Source organism: Paenibacillus filicis, from assembly GCF_038070315.1.
GTDB classification, from domain to species: domain Bacteria; phylum Bacillota; class Bacilli; order Paenibacillales; family NBRC-103111; genus Paenibacillus_G; species Paenibacillus_G filicis.
Genome location: NZ_JBBPCC010000008.1, coordinates 252,719 through 272,756, shown reverse-complemented (window position 1 = coordinate 272,756; position 20,038 = coordinate 252,719). Strand labels below are relative to the sequence as shown.

Here is a 20,038-nt window from a genome sequence, read left to right as displayed (position 1 = left end):
CGCTGAGCATGAATCAGCAGAGTGCGCCCTGTTTCACATATTCAGGCCGTCTGTCCGGAACGCGCCGGACTCTGTGCTAGCCGCCCGGCCTCCCATGAGGTAAGGATAGAGTAGAATCAAGCCGGCGATATACAGAGCTAGCGCGAACAGGGCCGGGAGCAAGTGCCAGAAGTCCATATAGCCGATCCCCATGTGAATGCCCAATCCAGCCGCAAAGCCCGGGGCTCCGCCGAATAGCAGCGTTTTCCACTGCCAGCGCTCTCCCCGCTGCAGCCCCCATAGAGAAATGACCACGAGAGCTAGCGCATTGGAGAGCAGCGCTCCGCCGAAGCCGGCACGGTCATGGGCTATTAGGGGGATAAGCCGCGGATTCACCGCATCCAGCTCCGCAAAGGTCGTCTGCATGAACACGAGATCCTGCGGAACGAATACGCCGGTGACCCCAACGCCGGCTATCGTCAACCCGCCGATGGCCAGAGCGAAGCCCAGTACCACGAAGCAGAGCTGCCCCCACATCGCCAGCCGCCAGATCCGGTCATTGTACAGATGCACCGGCCTGCGGTAAGGCCTATCCTGTATCCCGCGCATCGAGAGCAGGAACATCGGGAATAGCGCCGCAGCCGCCAGGGCGTGAAGCGGGTCGAAATAGCCGGTGCCGAGATACAGGAAGAAGCTTGAAAATCCGACACCTGCCGACAGTCCGAGCGCAGTCCGGCTCCAATGCTGGCCTTCCTGCAAGCCATACCGGGCCAGCTGCGTATACAAAATGCCGATAGACACCATCGTCCCTGCCAGCGTGACCCGGTCATGCGACATAAAATGCAGCAAGTTCCCGTTCACCCGGTGCAGCGCGTCGCGGTCCAGCCCCAGAAAGGCCTCGTCATACGGCAGCAGAACGGTCGTGATCGCCACGAACCAAGCCAGTACGCCCCCGATGATCATGCCTAGGCCGAGCAGCCACATCCAGCCCCAGTTGCGCCAGAACGGCATCGGCGCAGGCTCGGGCTGCAGCCGCAGCCGTTCATAGGCGATGGCCTCATTCACACGCTTGGGCAGACCCGGCCCGGCGTAGACCATGCCGCTATGCAGCAGCACCTGATCTGCACCCGCCGCGATCAGATCGAGCGCATCCTGCGGCTCATGCACGCCGCAGGCCGCCTGCAGCGTCAGCTCCGCTGGAGCTTCCGCGCGGAGACGGCGGAGCAGGGCCAGTCCGGGGATCTTGGCTTCACAGCCGATCCGGACCCCCTCCCCCTCGGGCAGCCCTTCACCTACGGTCAGGCCGGTCCATCCTCCGGCCTGCACCTGGGCCAGCAGCTCCGAGACCAACGGGTCGGGTGCATCCGGCGGGACGTACAGGAACAGCGGCGGCAGCCCGGCCGCCAAGACCTCCCGACAGGAGCCCGAAGCCGTCTCCCCTTCCCTGAGTTCTCCGCCGCGAGTCAGGGATACAGCGCTGAACTCCTTAGCCCCTGCGCTCCCCTCGGGCGGCTGAACTTGTCCCCCGAGCCGCCCCTGGGCCTGCAACCGCCGAACCAGATCCGGGAAGCGCCGGATGAGGTCCAGCTGTTCCTCCATATTCCCGTCGCTGCGCAGCACATCCAAGCAAAAGCCAGCCGCTCCGGCTTGCCCAAGCCTCTCCAGCATATGCGCCAGCTGCTGCAGCGCTTCGTCACCCGTTACGCCCGGCATCGGCATCAGACGGGCCAGCTGAGGCAGCCGGTGACGCGGATGCTCGAACAGCCGCTCGGCCTCCTTCAACCCGATGTTCTCCGTATACGACGGGTAGATAAGGCTCTCACGATCCGTCTCCCTCAGAATCGGCGCGCTGCTGGACAGCGGCTCCGGCGTAATCGGGCCCGTCATGATAAATCCGAAGCCGAACTGCGCCATCGCCGCATGAGCCTTCCCTTCGGGATCGAGCGAGCCCGATAGCCCAACCGGTGTGTACAGCTCCAGTGAGCCCGCGCGGCTTGCCAGAATCGGCGAGGGCTCCATGTGACCGAGTGTGCGAATCACCAGCCGGCCGCCCGGCAGGCGGCTGAGCCCGCCTATCGCCTGGAAGGTTAGCTCGCGCGCGAGTCTGGAGGACAACCGGAACAAAAGCGGGCGAAACAAAGTCTGGTACGACCAGTCGGGCATGCAGACCACCCTCCCCTTACTTTTCCTCATGTTTACAGTATACCATAGGCCCGAGCCCTTCCTGCGAGCGCTTGAGTTGAGCTTGAAACAGCAAAAAAAGCACGGACCGTCATCCCGATCCATGCTTCTTTTGCTCGCTTTTACGGTAAGCCGTCCTCCAAGCATGATAGCTCGGGCTGCAGCCTCTCCGCCTACTCGGTGGCGGGCTCCACGACGATCTTCCAGGCTGTGCCGATCGGAGGCATACTCTTAGTTAGCAGCGGCGGGTAAAAGGCAATGATCCGAGCTCCCTTGACCAGCGTATCGGCCTTCACAGGCTCCGCTTCTTTATTCAGGAGCAAGGTCGCATCCGTCACCCGCAGGATGACCTCCGCCGGCGACTTGGCGTTTAGTCCCTCGCCTTTGACCCTCAGGCTCACTCCATGGTTCGCCGTCTTCACTTCCGTGATCCCTCCAGCGGTGCCCAGCAGCTCCTGCGGCCCGTCCTTGTCCAGCACCGTAATCTTGTAAGCTGCTGTTTGCGGCGGCAGACTGAGCGTCGATACCTGCGAATGCTCGGCTTCTACCGTTAGCCCGATGTGGAGATCCCGAAAGCTCAGCCTGGTGCCATCCTTTAACTGAATGATCGTATCTTTGCCGATGTTCAGCACGATCCCCTCCGTATTGACACCCTGGATTTGGATGGCCTGATAGCCCTCGGACTCGCGAATGGCGGTGATGACACCTGTAGCGAGCACATGCTCTTGAGGTTGTACCGGCGCCGCGAAGACGCGGCTCTTACCGGTACCCGCCAGATTTGGCGAGTCCCCATCGCCTACGGGCAGAGGGGCAGGCAGCCGATATCTCTGCTCCGGGGCAGTCATGGTCCCGCTATTCCCCTGCTCAGCGGCATAGGCAGCATGGCTGGTCAGAACTGCTGCCGCCAAGCTTAACGTCAGCAGATGTGCGATGAATGTAGATTTCAATGCGATACATCCTTTCTATGGGCAAATGAGTTCCAGCCCAGCGCATGGCTTGCAGGCTATCTGTCTAACTTAGAATCTCTCTCCCGGACTACTTTATACCTCACCCCGATCAGCCAATCGCCGCAGCTCAAAAAAATATTTTCGCCTCCGTCGAACCGCTTGTCCTTCCCCGGCGTTACCTTCTAGTGACAGCACATTTTCGTAGGAGGTTGTTCAGGATGAAAAGGTTTGGAAAGTTACTGCTCACGCTCTCGCTGGGCGCGACGCTGCTCGTACCGGGATTCGCTGCGGCTGCCGATCAGGCAGGAGCCGACTCATCCGGTGCAGCCGGCGTCAAGACCGATGCCCAGACGGCGGCCGAGCTCGGCCTGCTTCAAGGCGACGGCAATGGCGTCAACGCCGATTATTTGGCCAAAGGCACGCTGCGCATTCAAGCCGCTATTATTTCGCTTCGCCTGCAGGGCAAGCTCGACGAAGCCCTCGCTTATACCGGCAAGGATAATTTCACCGATGCCTCTCAGGTAGGGGAGAGCAACCAGGCGATTCTCGCGTTCCTGCGGAGCCACCCGCAATACGGCTGGAACGGCGAAGACGGCAACCGCTTCAATCCGCTGGCGCCCGTAAGCTCTCAGCAGCTGTACAAAGTGCTGCTCGAGGTGCTGGGCTACAAATCCGACAAGGACTTCACTTACAAAGATACGGAAGCATTCGCATCCGGCAAAGGACTGAGCCAGATCGCCGGCGTATCCGCGCTGACCAATGCTCATGTGTCTACGGCGCTGATCGAGTCGCTGTCCGCATCCATGCCGGAAGGCCACATACTGTTCGATATGCTGCAGAAGAGCGGCGTGATCCCCGCAGCCGCCAAGCTGCCGGCAGGCGAACGGATCGCTCTGCGGACCGACGCCAAGCTGGGCAAGCTGCTGGTGGACGGCAAAGGCCGCACGCTGTATTTCTTCTCCAATGACGCGCAGAATCTCGACGCCTGCCAAGGACCATGCCGCACCAACTGGCCGCTGCTGAACGCGGATCAACTGCAGATTCCGGCGGGGCTGAACGCATCGGACTTTGCACTCGTCACGCATGCGGACGGCTCGAAGCAGTGGTCGTATAAAGGCTGGCCGCTCTATACGTTCGTCAAGGACGCCAAAGCCGGCGATACGCTCGGCGAGGGAGTCAACAGCGTCTGGTTCGTTGCCAAACCGGATTACCGTGTCATGCTCGGCTCGAGCAAGGAGCTGGGGCCTTATCTGACCGATGATCATGGCCGCACGCTGTACTACTTCGCGAAGGATAAGCCGCAGACGAGCGTCTGCGAAGGCATGTGCCTCGCCAACTGGCCGGCTTTTGGAGCAGCTGCCGACAGCGTGCCTTCGACGTTGAACACCGGGGACTTCGGTACGGTAACCCGTTCAGACGGCAGCCAGCAGGCAGCCTTCAAGGGCTATCCGCTTTATTATTTCGTCAAGGATGCCAAACATGGCGACACGACGGGGCAAAATGTGCAAAACGTCTGGTTTGTCGTTGACCCTGCCAAATTTACCGGCGCACCTGCCGGAGGAGCTGCACAGCAGCCCGCCCAGCAACCGGCGGAGCAGCCTGCGGCAGCCAAGACCTACAACATCGACATCAAGGACTTCTCCTTCGGCTCCGGTCCACTGACGGTCGAAGCCGGCTCCAAGATCGTCTTCACCAATTATGACGACATGAAGCATAATGCGGTGGCCGTCAACGGCAGCTTCTCAATTCCGCTGCTCGCCAAGGGCGAGTCGTACACCATTACGCTCGACAAGCCAGGCACCTACGATTATTTCTGCGAGCCGCATAAAAGCTTCATGACCGGCCAACTTATAGTCAAATGAAGGTGAAGCCATCATGAAGCATCTTCCTTACATCAGCGTGGTGCTCGGCATGCTGCTCCTCTCCGCCTGCGGGTCTGCGGCAAGCGGCGGGCAGACCGCGGCGGAGCATGGCGGAACGCAGGCTCCGGCCAGCGCCTCGGAGCACGGAGCGACCGCGTCAGCGGGCAGCTCCCATGGCGCCGAGCAAGCTCCACCGGGGGCACAAGCCGCGCAGACAAGCGGCGGGCAGGCAGGTGCTCCCGCAGCCGGAGGCTCCGGCTCCGCTCCGGCCGGAACCCCGCAAACACCGGCCTCCGCGACGGAGGCTCCGGCGGGCCAGAAGGACAGCGCCGGGCAGCCGCCGGCAAGCTCACCGAGCAGTCCGGTGGCGCCCGCACCGTCAGCGAAGCCCAGCCCACCGGCCCCGGACTCCGGCAGCTCGGCCTCAGCCACCGCCGGCCCAAGCCAAGCCGCAAGCCCGTCGGCAGAGCCTGACGCCGATCACTCCAAGCCGCCTAAGCCGACTCCGACTCCTGCTTCTGCCGCTCCGGCTGAGGCTGGAGGTATCAATCCAGCAGGACAGGCCAGTCCGCCTGCAGCCGAGAAGCCCGCGAGCCAGGAGCATGTGGTCGAGATCAAGGATTTCAGCTTCTCTCCAAGCAAGCTGGAGATTCGGGCCGGAGATACGGTTAAGTTCGTCAACAAGGATGCCGTCAAGCATTCGGCTACTGCGGATGACAAGTCCTTCGACACCGAGCTGCTCGCCCAGGACGAGGCCAAGACGATTACCTTTGACAAGCCGGGGGAATTCGGCTATTACTGCAAGCCGCATCCGGGCATGAAGGCCACCATCGTGGTCCGAGCCCGTAGATAGCATGACCGCATGGCCCGCATCAGCAGGGGAACCGTACGCCGGTTTCCCTGCTTTTGCCTTTGTTTTTGCTTTTCGTCAGACCACGATTGGAGTAAGATCAGGTTGGAGTATTGGTCCGAGCCGACCCGGGAGGCCTCATCCGTATGCACCATCTTTCCGACTACGAATTAATGCTGCTCGTGAAGCAGAAGGAACAGGAAGCGTTGTCTATCCTGTATGATCGTTACGCGGCACTCGTGTACTCCTTCGCCTGCAAGGCGCTGCGGGACGAGCAGGCCGCGAGGGAGATCGTCCAGTCCGTCTACGTGCGTCTATGGACGACGGACTCCGGGTACGACCCGGCCAAAGGGCGGTTCACCAGCTGGCTGATTACGATCACCCGCAACCTGACCACCGACTGGCTGCGCCAGCAGCGCAGACGTACCGGCGGGCTCATCGATGTGCTGCCTGAGGAGCTGGAGAGCATCCCCGATCAGGCCGTTTCCCCCGAGGCTCACGCCGAGCGGGAGTCCCTTCAGACGCAGATCCGCAGCGCCTACCGCTTCCTGTCCAAGCAGCAGATTGAGCTGCTGGAGCATTTTTATTGGCAGGGCTACAGTCTAAGAGAGCTGTCCGAGCATTACCGGGAGCCGCTAGGCACCGTGAAGAACAGGCTGCATCAAGCCTTGAAAATATTGCGCAGACATCTGCTTGCGGAAGGAGAGGGATGACCTTGAATGAGAAACCGGCATCGATATGCGATCTGGCCTTGGATGTGCTATCCGGCGCATGCACGGAGGAAGAACGTCTGGCCTTCGAGCGTCATCTGCCGGGCTGCGAAGCCTGCCAAGCCGAGATGGATGATCTGCAGCTTGTATGGGAGGGGCTGTACGCTGATATGGAATCCATTGGGCCTCCTGCGGATTTAAAGCAGCAGGTCATAAAGGCGGCCTTGGACGCCGAACCCGCCGCGAGAGCAGCCCAGCCAGCGACTCGCGCCAGCCGCCGTGAAGCAGCGAAGCCGCGCTGGCGGCGCATCATCCCAGCCGCCGCTCTGCTGGCCGTGTTCCTGGGCGGATCAGCCTGGAACTTCTGGCTGTACCGTGAGCGCACGAGCGCCCCTCCGCAGGTCGCCGCACTGCCTGTATCCGCTGCGCAGGTCAAGCTGGCGGTCCCGCTCCAGGCTGAGTCGCGCGCCCCTGCGAAGGCCTACGGCATCGCCTGCATCGTCGACAACGGGCGGAGCAAGCAGTTTGTCGTGTATGTGTACGGGGCGGCCGCCACGAAGGGCGATCAGGCCTATCAGGTATGGCTGGTCAAGGACGGCGTGCGGTCGAGCGCAGGGACCTTCCGCGTAGCAGCAGAAGGCATAGGCGTCGGCGTGCTGACGATGCCGCTGGAGTCGGATGCGCTGCCGTTCGACCGGATCGGAATCACGCTGGAGCCTGATGACCAAGGGGATCAACCGCGCGGAGAGAAGATGTTCGGTTCGGCTTGACGCCCGGAGCGGCACCCTGCAGCACAGGGAATGTGACTGCCTCACTACCGCTTCTTTTTAAGCCGGCGGAATCTGCAATACACCTAAAAAACCCGCCAAAACCTTGGTCAGCCAAGACTTTCGCGGGTTTGTGGGTTGTATTCCTACGCTTTTATTGAAAGGGGAACGCCTACAGGCTAACCGGCTTTGAACTTCCAATCTCCAGAAAACAGCTGGCTTGACTTTCGATTTTAAATTGTATACAATTTAATTTATAGAAACCAATTAGATCAAAGCAATTTTGAGAGGAGACATTCCGATGTCCAACAATAACCTATACAACCATGAGGTTCGCACCATCCGCGGAGAAACTCAAACCCTGGACGCTTATAAAGGCGACGTGCTGCTAATCGTCAATACAGCCAGCAAGTGCGGCTACGCGCCTCAATTCACCGGCCTGCAGAAGCTTTACGATACTTATCGCGATCAGGGCTTCAACGTGCTCGGCTTCCCGAGCGCTCAGTTCATGAATCAGGAGCTGGAAGAAGAGACGGCGATCGCCGAATTCTGCTCGATCAATCACGGAGTCACCTTCCCGATGTTCGCCAAGGTTGATGTGAACGGACCGACTGCCCATCCGCTGTTTCAGCAGCTCAGCAAGGAAGCACCCGGTCTGCTTGGTTCGAAGTCGATCAAGTGGAACTTCACCAAGTTCCTGGTCGACCGTGATGGGAATGTCGTCAAGCGCTTCGCCCCGGCCGATAAACCCGAGGAGCTGGAGGCTCCGCTTCGCGAGCTGTTGAAGAATTCCGCTCCGGTAGAGTAACAAACCCACGCTCTCTTCTTGTTTGAACCGGACGAGAGCGGATTGCCAATAAACCGCTGCATCGTTGAAGCACACTGGCTGTCTTCCCGTTCACATACAAAATCCGCGTCTGGATCTGCTCCGGACGCGGATTTGGCTTGCATATATTCCTCTGTCGCTCACCTGCTTACGTGCTGACTTGCGAGTGTATCTTTCAACCAGCAACCAGCGGCGCCCGCCTCCCGCTTCTAACCTGCTTCGCCGGTACGGATGCCTTCATGCAGCGACGACGCTTCCTTCCGCAAATGCACGATAAACTGATCCAGCACGGCCGAATGCTTTCTGTCTGCATTGAAAGCACAGCAGATATCGCGCCGGAACGTATTGGCCGGGATCGGCCGGTACTGCAGTTCTCCACGCTCGGCTTCCTTGCGCACTGCCTGACGAGAGACGAAGGACACGCAGTCTCCCAGCATCACGACTTGCTTGATCGCCTCGAGCGAGTCCAACTCCATCTGCGCATACAGATGGACGCCATGGCTCTGCGCCCAGCGGTCCGTCATCTGCCGTGTACTGGAGGCTAGCCCGTGTAACAAGAACGGCGTCTCTGCCAGATGCGACGGCTCCAGCTCCGGAAGGCTGGCGAACCGGTGTTGAGGCGAGAAGATGACGACCAGTTCGTCCTCGCACAGCGCTTCGCTGACCAGCGACGCTAGCTGGAACGGCTCCGTGGACAGCACCCCGATGTCGATCTCATGATCAAGCAGCAGCTGCTTGATCACCGGTGCAGTCTTGACCTCCAGCTGGAGCGAAATTCGCGGATACACCCGCGAGAACTCCGTCATCACCCTGGGCAGCATGTAGGTGCCCGGCACATAGCTAGCGCCGACCCGGAGCACCCCTCTACCCAATTCGTCGAATTCCCGGACTACCCGCTCGGCTTCCAGGGCCAGCGCATTAATCTTCACCGCATAATGATGCAGCGAGCGTCCGGCATCAGTCAGCAGCGTCTTCCCCGAACGCGATTCAAACAGCTGCACCCCCAGCTCCTGCTCCAGATTCTTCATATGAAAGGTAATCGTCGGCTGCTTCAAGCCCAGCTCATCGGCGACAGCCGTGATCTTCTGGTGCTTCTCCAACAGTTCAATCATCTGCAGCTTCAGCAAATTCAAGTTCACCGGGCAGCATCCTCCTCGTCAGGTCACCTTGCCTCCCTACGAGTATAGATAAAATCTATGAATATGAATAGTATCCATTGATAACTTTAACACAACCTTTACGTGACGATAACATTCTTCTGCATGTTGCCCGTTACACTAAAGTTAGTTACAACGAATAGGAAGGGTTCAAGCATGAATGTAGAAATTCGCGGGTTGGCCAAATCGTTCGGGCAGGTACAGGCGCTGCACCCCACCGATTTGATGATCAGGCAAGGACGATTCACGACGCTGCTCGGTCCGTCCGGCTGTGGCAAGACGACCCTGCTGCGGATGATTGCCGGGCTGGAGCAGCCCGATCAGGGCGACCTTATCCTGGGAGAAGACGTACTCTTCTCCGCCTCCAGACGGATCGACCGTCCGCCGCATAAGCGTCAGTTCGGTATGGTATTCCAGGACTTCGCGCTGTGGCCTCATATGACCGTGTACGAGAATATCGCCTTCGGGCTGCGCGCGACCGGACAGACGAAGGAGCTCAAGCAGCGGGTCGGAGAAGCCATCGAGCGGGTCCGCCTCCAGGGCATGGACAAGCGTTACCCCCATCAGTTGTCCGGCGGGCAGCAGCAGCGGGTCGCCTTTGCCCGGGCCGTCGCCATGAAGCCAGCGCTTGTGCTGTTCGACGAGCCGCTCAGCGCACTGGACGCGGTGCTCCGTGACGAGATGCGGCTGGAGCTGATGAGTCTGGTACAGGACGCCGGGCTGACGGCTCTCTATGTGACGCATGACCAGACTGAAGCCATGTCGATGTCCGATGACATCGTCGTCATGCAGGCGGGACGCATCCTGCAGCAAGGCTCACCGGAGGACATCTACAAACGTCCGTCAGACCCGTTCGTCGCCCGCTTCATCGGCAGATCGAACTGGATTGCAGCGGACCAGACGCTTGTCCGCCCGGAGCATGTCGGGTGGACGGAACCAGCGGCAGGAGAATCCGCAGAAAGCTTCCAAGGCATCATCCGCAGCGTCAGCTATCTAGGGGACCGGTACGAGATCGGCCTGGATATGGGCGAGCTGGGCACCTGGACCGCCTATCATGAGTCCCGGCTGCACACGGGCGTGAATGTTCCGGTATACGTACTTACTTCGCACATCCATCATATCCGCAAGTAAATCCAAGGAGGATCACAACCATGATCATGAAGAAAAGTTGGAAGAACGGAGCCGCGCTGCTGCTGACGGCCATGCTGGGAGTCAGTGCGGCGGGCTGTGGAACGGCGCCGAAGCCGGCGAACAACACACCGGCAGCAGCCCCTCAAGCTGAGCAGCCTGCCAAGACGGAGACCAAGAAGGAAGAGAAGAAGCTGAGCGGCAAGCTGGTTGTCTACAGCGCAGGACCGAAGGAGCTCGCCGAGGGCATTCAGAAAGGCTACGAAGCCAAAACCGGCGTCAAGGTCGAAATGTTCCAGGGAACAACCGGCAAAATCCTTGCACGTATGGAAGCGGAAAAAGCCAACCCGGTCGTCGACGTTGTGGTGCTCGCCTCCCTGCCTTCTGCCCAAGGCCTTAAGAAAAGCGGCTTAACGCAGGAGTATAAAGCCGCAGCAGGCGCGGACAAGCTCATCCCGGAATGGTCCGATCCGGAGGGCCACTTCTTCGGCTACAGCGCATCGGCGCTGGGTATCGTCTACAATACCAAGCTCGTAACGTCACCGCCGAAGGAATGGACGGACCTCACGAAGCCGGAATGGAAAGGCAAAGTGAACATCCCGGATCCCGCTCTGTCCGGCTCTGCCCTGGACTTCATTACGGGATACTTGAGCGGCAAGGGCGACAGCGGCTGGGATCTGCTCAAGCAATACAAGCAGAACGACATGGCGCTCGCCGGAGCGAATCAGGAAGCGCTGGACCCGGTTATCACCGGAGCGAAAAGCATCGTCGCCGCAGGCGTCGATTACATGACGTACCAAGCCAAGGCCAAGGGTGAGCCTGTCGACATGGTCTATCCGGCCAGCGGTACGGTCATCAGCCCGCGTCCAGCAGCTATTCTCAAGTCCAGCGCCAATGTAGACAATGCCAAAGCCTTCATCGATTACCTGCTGTCCGATGAAGCACAGAAGCTCGTTGCCGATACGTACCTGCTGCCCGGCCGCAAGGATATCAAGGCCAAGGATCGCGCTGGCGTGGATCAAATCCCTCAGATGAAGATTGACTGGGCCTGGATGGACACGAACGGCAACGACGTGACGAAGAAATTCACCCAGCTGTTCAAATAAATACGTCTAAGACGGTGATTGAATGCCTTATAGAAGCTTGATGTCGTTCAAAACGTTAGGGATGACCCTCGCCTTGCTGCTTCTGGCGATGCTCGTGGTCGTCCCGCTTTTTTTCATCTTTATGACCAGCGTCTATCCGGACGGCGCCTTGGACTTATCTGCCCCGCTGCGGGCGATCCTCGAGAATAAGCTGGGCGAAGTATTCCTGAATTCGATCTGGCTCGGACTGCTCGTTGTGGCCGGGGCCACCTTGCTTGCTCTACCGCTAGCCTGGATGGTCGCCAAGACAAGTCTGGGCCGCCATGGCTGGCTGGATATCGTCCTGCTGGTTCCATTCATGACGCCGCCTTATATCGGCTCGATGGGATGGATGCTGTTCATGCAAAAGAACGGCTACCTGGAGCAGCTGCTGCCCGCAGCCGCCAGCTGGACGCCCAAGTTCTTCAGCCTGTTCGGCATGGTCGCGATCATGAGCCTGCATCTGTTTCCGTTCCTGTACCTGATTCTCCGCAACGCGCTGCTGCAGATCGGCGGCAGCCGTGAGGAGGCAGCGGCCGTGCATGGAGGCCGGTTCTTGTACCGGTTCCGTCGGATCATCCTGCCCCTGCTCGTATCGAGCTATGCGATGGGTGCGCTGCTCGTCTTCGTCAAGACAATTGCGGAGTTCGGCACGCCAGCTACCTTTGGCCGCAGGATCGGGTTCTATGTGCTAACTTCCGAGATTCATAAGTACATTTCGAGCTGGCCGATCGATTTCGGCAAGGCTACGGCACTCGCCTCCGTGCTGCTAGGCACCTGCCTGCTGCTCTGGTACGGACAATCCGTCATCAGTCAGCGATATACCTACCGTCTGGTCGGAGGCAAGGGAACCCGTTCCAAGCAGTACCAGCTGAACGCCTGGACCGGGCTGATCGTCTGGGGCTATGTAGCGGCTCTGCTGCTGCTGTCCATCGGGGTGCCCTACTTCTCCATCATCTCAGCTTCCCTGATGAAGCTGCGCGGGGTCGGCCTCGCCTGGAACAATCTCACGCTTCAGCACTACGCCGAGCTTCTGACCTGGGGCTCCAAGAGCATGCAGGCGCTGCTGAACAGTCTTAGTCTGTCCCTCGTGGCGGCTACCATTTCCGTCATCCTGGGCACCTGGTTTGCTTTGACGATCAAGCAATCCCGCACGTGGCCGCAGCGGATCACGGATTTGTTCAGTCTGCTGCCCAACACCGTCCCGGGCATTGTAATCGTGGTCGGCTTGATTCTGCTGTGGAATGCGCCCTGGATGCCAATTCCGCTGTACAACACCTATGGGATGGTCGTCCTGACGTATGTGGTTTTTTTCCTGCCCTATACCGTGCAGTATGTCAAAGCCAACTTCTCGCAGCTCGATGACTCACTCTTCCAGGCAGGGCGGGTATTCGGGGGCAAGCCGGCCTATATCTTCCTCCGGATCGTACTGCCGCTGATCGTCCCGGGCATGCTCGCCGGCTGGATGATGACCTTCACGATCTCCATCCGCGAGCTGGTCGCTTCGCTGATGATCCTGCCGCCCTCCATGGAGACGTCAGCTACTTATATTTTCGCCCAGTTCGAGCAAGGCAAGGTGTCGCTCGGGATGGCCATGGCCGTCGTCTCCGTCGGGCTAACTACCCTGATGCTGCTGGGCATCAACCGATTAAGCAAACAGAAAGTGGAATGATGCATAATGCAACTCGACATCTGGGGAGGGGCCGGGGAACATGGCCGCTCCAGCTATTACTTGCTTCATAACGATTGCCGGGTGCTGCTGGATTGCGGCGTCAAGAAGACGGGCTCCGGGGAATATCCGCTGATCGACCCCGCGCAGGCTGCGAGGCTTGACGCCGTCTTTCTGTCCCATGCCCATGAGGATCACTCGGTCGCGCTGCCGCTGCTGATCAAGCACGGCTACCGGGGTCCGGTATGGACGACCCGCGCCACGGCACAGCAGATCGGCGCTTATTTCTCCTCCTGGTCTGGCTATGTCAAAGGCCAAGGCGCTGAGCTGCCTTACGAAGAGGAGCATATCGCTGCGCTCCAGTTCGCCTATCTGGAGGATGCGGGACCGCCGGGAACCTGGATCGACGCCGCTCCCTCCGTCCGCGTATGCTGGGGACGCAGCGGTCACCTGCTGGGGTCTGTCTGGCTGCTGCTGGAGCTGGACGGAGAGCGGGTTTTCTTCTCCGGCGATTATACCTCCGAGTCCTTGCTGCTCGCAGCTGACGGGCCGGAGCGGCTGCCAGAGGAGCATGGGGTTCAGCCGCCGATCCAGCTATCCCTGATCGATGCCGCATATGGGCTCGACGAGGAAGCGCAGGCCGTCAAGCTGGACAGGCTGGCTGAACGTATCTCGCTTACGCTGACCGGGGGCGGCTCCGTACTGCTTCCGGTGCCAACATTCGGACGAGGGCAGGATTTGCTCGTATGGGCGAGCGAACAGTTCCCGGACACCGCCCTGAATGCCGAACGCGAGGTCGTGGACGCGCTCGCTCAGATGCTGGATGCCCCGGAGTGGCTATGGGACGGGGCCAGGGAGCGGATTCTCCGCTGCCTGGTGCATCCCCATCTCACGGTCATCGATAACGAGGACCAGCGCAGCCAGGCGTTCGCACCGGACCGGGCGGGGCTTTATCTGACGAGCGACGGCATGCTGCAATCCCCACGCGCACAGGCTTACTACCGCAGGTTAACCGCCTCCGGCCACGGCTGCGTCATTCTGACCGGCCATCTCGCGGAAGGGAGCTTCGGCCAGCGCCTGCTGATGCAGCCGCCCGGCGATGCCGATGCTCCAACGGGAAGCATCGAGGCCGTCAAGCTCCGCTACAAGGTGCATCAGGGAGCCGGTGACGTACGGCGGATGCTCCGGGCCTTCGGCGGGGGCGTGACCGTGCCCGTCCATACCGGCACAAAGGCGATAGACGCCTTGTGCGCGATGCTCGAGACAGAGGGCTTTACCGGATTGCGCTCGCTGCAGCCCGGGGATCAGTTGTGCCTTTAACTTGGAAAAAGAGGATCTTCTGCAGGTAGAAGATCCTCCTTTTTGCATGCATATCCAGGATGGAGACAAGCTCGACATACAGCATATGCACATCCTATGCCCTTGTTTCACCGGAGCCGCTTCCCACACAGCTTCCGCCAGCCGTGAAGAAGAAACCTGCTTGCCTCTATAAGCGCCGCCAGTCCTCGGCCTCTGACTTAGTCCGCCTTGTCCCTATCAGCTTCCGCTTCAGCTTAACGCAGCTTCTGACGCAAATCTTCTACCCGGGCATCACCCGGACGCTTCCCTCCATATCGGCTGTCCTCATACAGCTCAAGCAGCGTCTCATTCAGGTCCGGCTGCCCGGATGCCGCTTCCCCTGCCCCCTTCTTACCCTTGCGCTCCTTGCTCCAGCGCTCGATATCTGCAGCCGTTTCCCGGGGAGTCAGCTCCGGCCGGGGCATATAGCCCAGCTCCGTCTTCTTGCGGAGCCAGCGTCTGTACAAGTAACGGATGCGCTCGGCACTATCCTGCAGCTCCTCCCACCGGACTTCCTTCCGTCCCGGCCGCTGCCTCCCGCCCCATAACCGCCCCAGCGGACCGCTAAATGAACCCCATGACCAGACGCCCTGCTCCTCATCCACATATCCGGTTGTTCCCTGACGATCCGGGGAGCGCCGGAGCAGAGCCAGCAGACGGCCGATCGAGGCCTTCCACAGATCAGGTGCCTTGCGATACAGCCAGATAAGCCCAACTACGAGAAGAACCAGTACCACACCGGTCCCAATTACGTAGAACAAGACGTTAAACAGCTTGGCTAGCCAGCCAGGCTCCTGATGCACCAGCGGTGGCAGCTGTGGAGGAGGCGTCTCCAATGGCGGCAGCGGTGCGGCTTCACGGCGAGTTCGTGCGCTGCCGCTCAGCAGCCAGACTAGCAGCGTCTTTACCGCTTGCCATACGGCTCCGCCCAAGCTTCCTACGGCGATGACCGCTAGAAGCAGCACAGTGACATACAGCCGGTTATGACGGCGTAAGGAGGCCGTTATCGTCACTGGACGGTTCCCGGACAGCGTGACCGCTCGCATATAGACGGCGTTGGCAGAAAATAAGACCACGATCAAGCTGATCAAGCCAGCCGCCGTCAGAACAGGCAGCAAGGGCGACAATTCCGGCACGAACGAGAAGGCTATGGCGGCTATGACATATGCCCCCATCCCCGAGGCGTAGAGTGCAAAGGCTCCCGCTCTGCCTTCAGCCGTCATCCCCAGATACAGCGCAACTGCTGTGATGAGCACAGGAATCAGCGGGCTATAGGCGGTGCCGCCGAGCAGAAAGCCCGCTGGCACAGCAATCAGCAGCGCTATCCATAGATGCTGCCATAGCCTCGTACACCGGGCAGCGATCCAGGCGGCAACCAGCAGCAGCAACGGCAGCACGCTCAGCCATAGCCAGGAATCGGGCCACATACGGTCAGCAGGAGGCCATCCATAGGTCGCCGCCAGCAGGCCGACGGGCAGGAACAGCAGCATTTCAATGAGCCCGTAGCTCCATAATCGAAGAACGTTGCCACCAGAAATGCGACTTTGTTGCTTGCTGCTCATGCCGACTCCTCCTCTCGGACTTCCGGGATCGTCAGCTGCTCGATCCGGGCACCTTGCCAGGTCAGACGCTCCAGCCTGTCCAGCAGTTGGTCAGAGGTGTAGCAGGTCAGGAGCACATAATCCGCGACTCCCTCCACCGCAGCGGACTCCAGGCGCCCCGCTTCTTGCTCCAGCAGTCCGTTGATCGTATCGGCTGTCTCGAGCTCCAGCTTCGCCAGCAGCTCCAGCAGCTCGGTCAGCTGCGCCTCGCCTCCGCGCGGCGCCAGGTGGACCGGCGCGACAGGGCCTCCTTGCAGCCTACCGTTGCACATAAGCCCAACCTCCATGCCATGACGTACGGCATGGGCAGCTATGGAGGCAGCGTAGCGGATCCCCAGCTCCATCCGCTCAGGGTCGGTGACCGACTTCCACATGCCCTCCGACACATCCAGATTCAGCACGATCATCAACCGATGATCGGCGGTATAGTCCTTGCGGTGCACCTGCAGCTCACCGGTCCGGGCTGTGGCCTTCCAATTGACGGCCGACAACGGATCGCCCGGCCGGTAGCCGCGCACCCCGGAGGTAAGAAACGGATCCTCTGCAACCCATCTGCGGACGGGAAGCTCCCCGAGCCAGCTTCGCACCGGAAGCGGCAGCTCTTCCAGCTCGGCCGGACACGGGTAAACGAGCAATTCCGCTTTCAGTGCAAAACGGATGGAGCCGACGTTCAGACCCAGCGGATCGCCAGTCGTCATCGTGGCCGAATCGAGCCGGTATAGCCCGCGCTTGGCACATAGCACCTGATGGCGCCGGGTGATCTGACGGTAAGGACGCAGGCTGAACAGGCTGATATGGTTCTGAAAGAGCTCCCCACTGCGGATATCCAGATTGGTCTGCGAATCGAAGACCAGTCCCTGTGCAATCAGGGATTCCAGCCGAAGCCAGGGCAGCGGCAGCAGCTTGCGGTTGACGATACGCTCCACCATCTCGATCCGGTCCCCCGCATAGACAATGGACCTCGAGAAATGCCGCGTATACTCCAGATGCTTCAGCGCCCGCACCCGGTATAGCAGAGCCAGTAGGGTCAGCACCACCACCGTGCCGAAGAGCAGCGAAGGGATCCCCATGGCCTAGCGGCCCCCTGCTGTTCTTCCCGCCGATGCGGTCCAGCCGGATTCGGCACGTCCGCTAGCTTCCCCCTGGCCATGCTGCTCCGCCGGTACCTCCACCGCAGCCAGCAGCCGGCGAACCGTCTCGGCGCTCTGGCCGCTGCCGCCGCGCGCCCGGAGACCTCCTTGCAGCTGCAGCCGATGGGCCAGCACAGGAACGGCCATCGCCTTGATATCGTCCGGCGTCACGTAATCCCGCCCGCGTACGAGCGCATAGGCCTGGGAGGCCTTCAGCAGAGCTTGCGAGCCTCGCGGGCTGACGCCCAGCGCCACATCGGGAAGCTGACGGGATGCTTCGGCCAGTCGGACGATATAGCCGACAAGCTCCTCGTCGATCCTGACCGCCGCGGCGAGCTGCTGGGCCTGTACGACTTCAGCCGATGCGACCACGGCATGCAGGCGCTCAAGCGGCTGTTCCTGCCGGAAACGCAGCAGGATGCCCACACCTTCTTCGAAGGTCGGATACCCCATCTCGATCCTCAGCAGAAAACGGTCCAGTTGAGCCTCAGGCAGCGGGAATGTCCCCTGATTATCTACCGGATTCTGCGTGGCGATGACGAGAAACGGCCGCTCCAGAAGATGAGTCACCCCATCGATCGTAATCTGGCGCTCCTCCATGCACTCCAGCAGACTGGATTGCGTACGCGGCGTGGCTCGGTTAATCTCATCGGCTAACAGGACGCCGGTAAACACCGGGCCGGGCCGGAATTCGAACTGGCCCGTACGTTGATTGTAGAAATTAATACCGCTCAGATCGGAAGGCAGCAGATCTGGCGTGAACTGAATGCGCTTAAACGTACAGTCGAGCGAACGAGCCAGCGACTTGGCCAGCAGCGTCTTGCCCGTGCCCGGCACATCCTCAAGCAGGGCATGCCCGTTGGCCAGCAGCGCCGTCAGCAGCAAATCGACGACAGCCTCCTTGCCAACGATGACTTCCCCTATATTGGAACGGATTCGTTCAATCCAAGGTCCTATTTGATCCATACGCATGCGGGATTCCCCCTTCTTCTCGCTCAAATTCGTTTCCCTAATTTTCCTTTTTTATCATACCAGAAAAGAGAGCCCCAGGACGAGCAGGAATCCGGGCGGGCCAGGGGGAAGGTTCGTTTCCATCTGCAAGAGGATGCAGCAAGACATATATTGGTATACTAGAAAACAAGAATAAGGAACGGAAAGGCTGGTGTCAGTATGCAGCAGATAACGGGGGAAAACGGGAAGTACCGGCCATGGAGGAGCGATATGAGGCCAGAATACGGGCGTGGCGATAGAGTTGTGCCAGCCTATCCGGCGCTTCCCTGCCCGGAGGCGGGAGCCGGAGCGGATATACACGGGGGAAAGAAAGAGCGCGGGAACGAAGGCGCCCGAGCGCGGAGTTCACGGCCAGACGCTGGCAGACAGGCGTTGGCCAAGCAAGCAAAGCGGCCAGAGCTTCCGCAGCGCTACCCAGGAATGTCCCGACGGTTATTGGCGCTGGTGCTGGTCGGCCTGATCGCGGTGACAGCCGGCTGCTCAGGCTCTACGGGAACTGCCTCTCCGCCCAAATCCGACGCATTGGGAGGCGGGATCGGCGACTTAAACCCGCCTGCTTCCCCTCCTGCGGCTCCCCAGCCGCCTGCCGACCCGGTACAGTCCATCGTGGAGAAGATGACCGTGGACGAAAAGATCGGCCAGCTTGTCCTGATCGGCCTGGATGGCCAGAAGCTGGACAAGCAGGGCGCCTCCTTCATCAAGGACCGTCATATCGGCGGAGTCATCTTATATAAGCGCAATATCGCCAGTCTGAGTCAGACCTTCGAACTGGTGCGGGAGCTGAAGACCGCCAACAGTGGGCAGCCGCTGCCGCTATGGATAAGTGTCGATCAGGAGGGCGGAGCCGTGAGCCGATTGCCTGCGGAGTTCGCAGCGCTTCCGGACAATGCCCGTATCGGGGCGCTCAAAAATCCTCAGCTGGCCCGGACCATCGGCGAGCTGCTGGGCGAAGAGCTGCATGTGCTTGGGATGAATATGGATTTCGCCCCGGTGCTGGATGTGAACAACAATCCATCCAATCCGGTCATCGGACCCCGCTCTTACGGCCCAGACGCCAAGGTCGTCGCCGATCTGGGTGTCCAGGCGATGGAAGGGATCGCTTCCCGGCACACCGTGCCGGTGGTCAAGCATTTCCCCGGTCACGGGGATACCGCAACGGACTCTCATGTGGAGCTGCCGATCGTACGCAAGTCGCTTGACGAGCTGCGACAGCTCGAGCTGATCCCGTTCCGGCAAGCGATAAGCGGAGGTGCGGACGCCGTCATGGTCGCCCATCTGCTGCTGCCTGGGCTCGATGAGCATAATCCGTCCTCCATGTCTCCGCGAATCGTGACCGGCTTGCTGCGCGAGGAGCTGGGCTTCCAGGGCGTCGTCATCACCGATGACCTGACGATGGGTGCTATAGCCAATCAGCGGGGCATTGGGGAAGCCGCCGTGAATGCGGTTCAGGCCGGTGCGGATATCGTGATGATCGCGCACGGATACGACCTGGCCCTCCAAGCCGTGGAAGCTCTGAAGCGCGAGGTGGCGGCAGGACGTCTGACTGAAGAAAGGCTGAACGCCAGCGTTCGCCGCATCGCCGCCCTCAAGCGCAAGTACGAGCTGACCGATCAGGCTCCGGCCGAGCCGGTGATCGAGCCGATCAATAAGCGTATCCGCCAGTTGAAGGAAGAGAACCCTTCCCTCAAGACCCCTTAACGCGGGCCAAATCCGGCGCCGCCCGAGCAGCCCGTCCGATTGGCCGATAATTCCGGGGAC

The 20,038-nt window shown here is 60.4% G+C and carries 17 protein-coding genes; 11 read left to right on the top strand and 6 right to left on the bottom strand.

The window, feature by feature from the left end; genetic code table 11:
- Positions 1-33: 33 nt before the first annotated feature.
- Positions 34-2,142 carry a dihydroorotate dehydrogenase gene (locus tag WMW72_RS14835; protein WP_341416269.1) on the bottom strand — a complete coding sequence of 703 codons (2,109 nt, stop codon included), beginning with the start codon at positions 2,140-2,142 and terminating at the stop codon, positions 34-36.
- 191 nt (positions 2,143-2,333) lie between these two features.
- On the bottom strand, positions 2,334-3,107 hold the full coding sequence (locus tag WMW72_RS14830; RefSeq protein ID WP_341416268.1) for a hypothetical protein: 774 nt from the start codon (positions 3,105-3,107) through the stop codon (positions 2,334-2,336).
- 218 nt (positions 3,108-3,325) lie between these two features.
- Between WMW72_RS14830 and WMW72_RS14825 the strand changes: the two genes are divergently transcribed.
- From WMW72_RS14825 to WMW72_RS14805, 5 genes are all read left to right on the top strand, one after another.
- Positions 3,326-4,969, top strand: a complete 1,644-nt coding sequence (locus tag WMW72_RS14825; protein ID WP_341416267.1) for a plastocyanin/azurin family copper-binding protein — start codon at positions 3,326-3,328, stop codon at positions 4,967-4,969.
- 13 nt (positions 4,970-4,982) lie between these two features.
- Positions 4,983-5,822 (top strand): cupredoxin domain-containing protein, encoded by an 840-nt coding sequence (locus WMW72_RS14820; RefSeq protein ID WP_341416266.1) that lies wholly within the window; start codon positions 4,983-4,985, stop codon positions 5,820-5,822.
- Between the two features lie 143 nt (positions 5,823-5,965).
- Positions 5,966-6,532, top strand: coding sequence for an RNA polymerase sigma factor (locus WMW72_RS14815; RefSeq protein WP_341416265.1), 567 nt, complete (start codon positions 5,966-5,968; stop codon positions 6,530-6,532).
- Between the two features lie 2 nt (positions 6,533-6,534).
- A complete protein-coding gene (locus tag WMW72_RS14810; protein WP_341416264.1) occupies positions 6,535-7,299 on the top strand; it encodes an anti-sigma factor in 765 nt (254 codons plus the stop codon).
- Between the two features lie 298 nt (positions 7,300-7,597).
- Complete coding sequence (locus WMW72_RS14805; RefSeq protein ID WP_341416263.1) at positions 7,598-8,104, top strand: glutathione peroxidase; 507 nt, start codon at positions 7,598-7,600, stop codon at positions 8,102-8,104.
- A 227-nt stretch (positions 8,105-8,331) separates the two neighbouring features.
- Here WMW72_RS14805 and WMW72_RS14800 read toward each other — a convergent pair whose 3' ends face one another.
- Positions 8,332-9,261 carry a LysR substrate-binding domain-containing protein gene (locus tag WMW72_RS14800; RefSeq protein ID WP_341416262.1) on the bottom strand — a complete coding sequence of 310 codons (930 nt, stop codon included), beginning with the start codon at positions 9,259-9,261 and terminating at the stop codon, positions 8,332-8,334.
- A gap of 174 nt (positions 9,262-9,435) precedes the next feature.
- On the opposite strand from WMW72_RS14800, the gene WMW72_RS14795 reads away from it, so the two are divergent.
- Genes WMW72_RS14795 through WMW72_RS14780 form a run of 4 tightly spaced genes read left to right on the top strand, consistent with a single transcriptional unit; the run spans position 9,436 to position 14,520 of the window.
- Entirely contained in the window at positions 9,436-10,410 is a 975-nt protein-coding gene (locus WMW72_RS14795; RefSeq protein WP_341416261.1) for an ABC transporter ATP-binding protein, read from the top strand.
- A gap of 20 nt (positions 10,411-10,430) precedes the next feature.
- Positions 10,431-11,513 carry an ABC transporter substrate-binding protein gene (locus WMW72_RS14790; RefSeq protein WP_341416260.1) on the top strand — a complete coding sequence of 361 codons (1,083 nt, stop codon included), beginning with the start codon at positions 10,431-10,433 and terminating at the stop codon, positions 11,511-11,513.
- A gap of 40 nt (positions 11,514-11,553) precedes the next feature.
- On the top strand, positions 11,554-13,203 hold the full coding sequence (locus WMW72_RS14785; protein WP_341416259.1) for an ABC transporter permease: 1,650 nt from the start codon (positions 11,554-11,556) through the stop codon (positions 13,201-13,203).
- A 6-nt stretch (positions 13,204-13,209) separates the two neighbouring features.
- On the top strand, positions 13,210-14,520 hold the full coding sequence (locus WMW72_RS14780) for an MBL fold metallo-hydrolase (RefSeq protein ID WP_341416258.1): 1,311 nt from the start codon (positions 13,210-13,212) through the stop codon (positions 14,518-14,520).
- Positions 14,521-14,753: 233 nt separating this feature from the next.
- Here WMW72_RS14780 and WMW72_RS14775 read toward each other — a convergent pair whose 3' ends face one another.
- From WMW72_RS14775 to WMW72_RS14765, 3 genes are read right to left on the bottom strand one after another with little or no spacing between them, the layout of a single operon-like run.
- Positions 14,754-16,100: a DUF4129 domain-containing protein gene (locus WMW72_RS14775; RefSeq protein ID WP_341416257.1), complete on the bottom strand. Its 1,347-nt coding sequence runs from the start codon at positions 16,098-16,100 to the stop codon at positions 14,754-14,756.
- Positions 16,097-17,209: a DUF58 domain-containing protein gene (locus WMW72_RS14770; protein WP_341416256.1), complete on the bottom strand. Its 1,113-nt coding sequence runs from the start codon at positions 17,207-17,209 to the stop codon at positions 16,097-16,099. The genes WMW72_RS14775 and WMW72_RS14770 overlap by 4 nt, the downstream gene beginning before the upstream one ends.
- Before the next feature lie 3 nt (positions 17,210-17,212).
- Entirely contained in the window at positions 17,213-18,241 is a 1,029-nt protein-coding gene (locus WMW72_RS14765) for an AAA family ATPase (protein ID WP_341416255.1), read from the bottom strand.
- Positions 18,242-18,509: 268 nt separating this feature from the next.
- Here WMW72_RS14765 and WMW72_RS14760 point away from each other — a divergent pair, with 268 nt between their 5' ends.
- Both WMW72_RS14760 and nagZ read left to right on the top strand, forming a co-directional pair.
- Positions 18,510-18,740, top strand: coding sequence for a hypothetical protein (locus WMW72_RS14760; RefSeq protein ID WP_341416254.1), 231 nt, complete (start codon positions 18,510-18,512; stop codon positions 18,738-18,740).
- On the top strand, positions 18,701-19,978 hold the full coding sequence (nagZ, locus tag WMW72_RS14755; RefSeq protein ID WP_341416253.1) for a beta-N-acetylhexosaminidase: 1,278 nt from the start codon (positions 18,701-18,703) through the stop codon (positions 19,976-19,978). The genes WMW72_RS14760 and nagZ overlap by 40 nt, the downstream gene beginning before the upstream one ends.
- Positions 19,979-20,038 lie beyond the last annotated feature (60 nt).

What these genes read in the sequence shown, in the direction of transcription:
- WMW72_RS14835 (WP_341416269.1), bottom strand. Translation starts at nt 2,142, where the DNA reads ATGCCCGACTGGTCGTACCAGACTTTGTTTCGCCCGCTTTTGTTCCGG.
- WMW72_RS14825 (WP_341416267.1), top strand. Translation starts at nt 3,326, where the DNA reads ATGAAAAGGTTTGGAAAGTTACTGCTCACGCTCTCGCTGGGCGCGACG.
- WMW72_RS14820 (WP_341416266.1), top strand. Translation starts at nt 4,983, where the DNA reads ATGAAGCATCTTCCTTACATCAGCGTGGTGCTCGGCATGCTGCTCCTC.
- WMW72_RS14815 (WP_341416265.1), top strand. Translation starts at nt 5,966, where the DNA reads ATGCACCATCTTTCCGACTACGAATTAATGCTGCTCGTGAAGCAGAAG.
- WMW72_RS14805 (WP_341416263.1), top strand. Translation starts at nt 7,598, where the DNA reads ATGTCCAACAATAACCTATACAACCATGAGGTTCGCACCATCCGCGGA.
- WMW72_RS14795 (WP_341416261.1), top strand. Translation starts at nt 9,436, where the DNA reads ATGAATGTAGAAATTCGCGGGTTGGCCAAATCGTTCGGGCAGGTACAG.
- WMW72_RS14790 (WP_341416260.1), top strand. Translation starts at nt 10,431, where the DNA reads ATGATCATGAAGAAAAGTTGGAAGAACGGAGCCGCGCTGCTGCTGACG.
- WMW72_RS14785 (WP_341416259.1), top strand. Translation starts at nt 11,554, where the DNA reads ATGTCGTTCAAAACGTTAGGGATGACCCTCGCCTTGCTGCTTCTGGCG.
- WMW72_RS14780 (WP_341416258.1), top strand. Translation starts at nt 13,210, where the DNA reads ATGCAACTCGACATCTGGGGAGGGGCCGGGGAACATGGCCGCTCCAGC.
- WMW72_RS14775 (WP_341416257.1), bottom strand. Translation starts at nt 16,100, where the DNA reads ATGAGCAGCAAGCAACAAAGTCGCATTTCTGGTGGCAACGTTCTTCGA.
- WMW72_RS14770 (WP_341416256.1), bottom strand. Translation starts at nt 17,209, where the DNA reads ATGGGGATCCCTTCGCTGCTCTTCGGCACGGTGGTGGTGCTGACCCTA.
- WMW72_RS14765 (WP_341416255.1), bottom strand. Translation starts at nt 18,241, where the DNA reads ATGCGTATGGATCAAATAGGACCTTGGATTGAACGAATCCGTTCCAAT.
- nagZ (WP_341416253.1), top strand. Translation starts at nt 18,701, where the DNA reads ATGTCCCGACGGTTATTGGCGCTGGTGCTGGTCGGCCTGATCGCGGTG.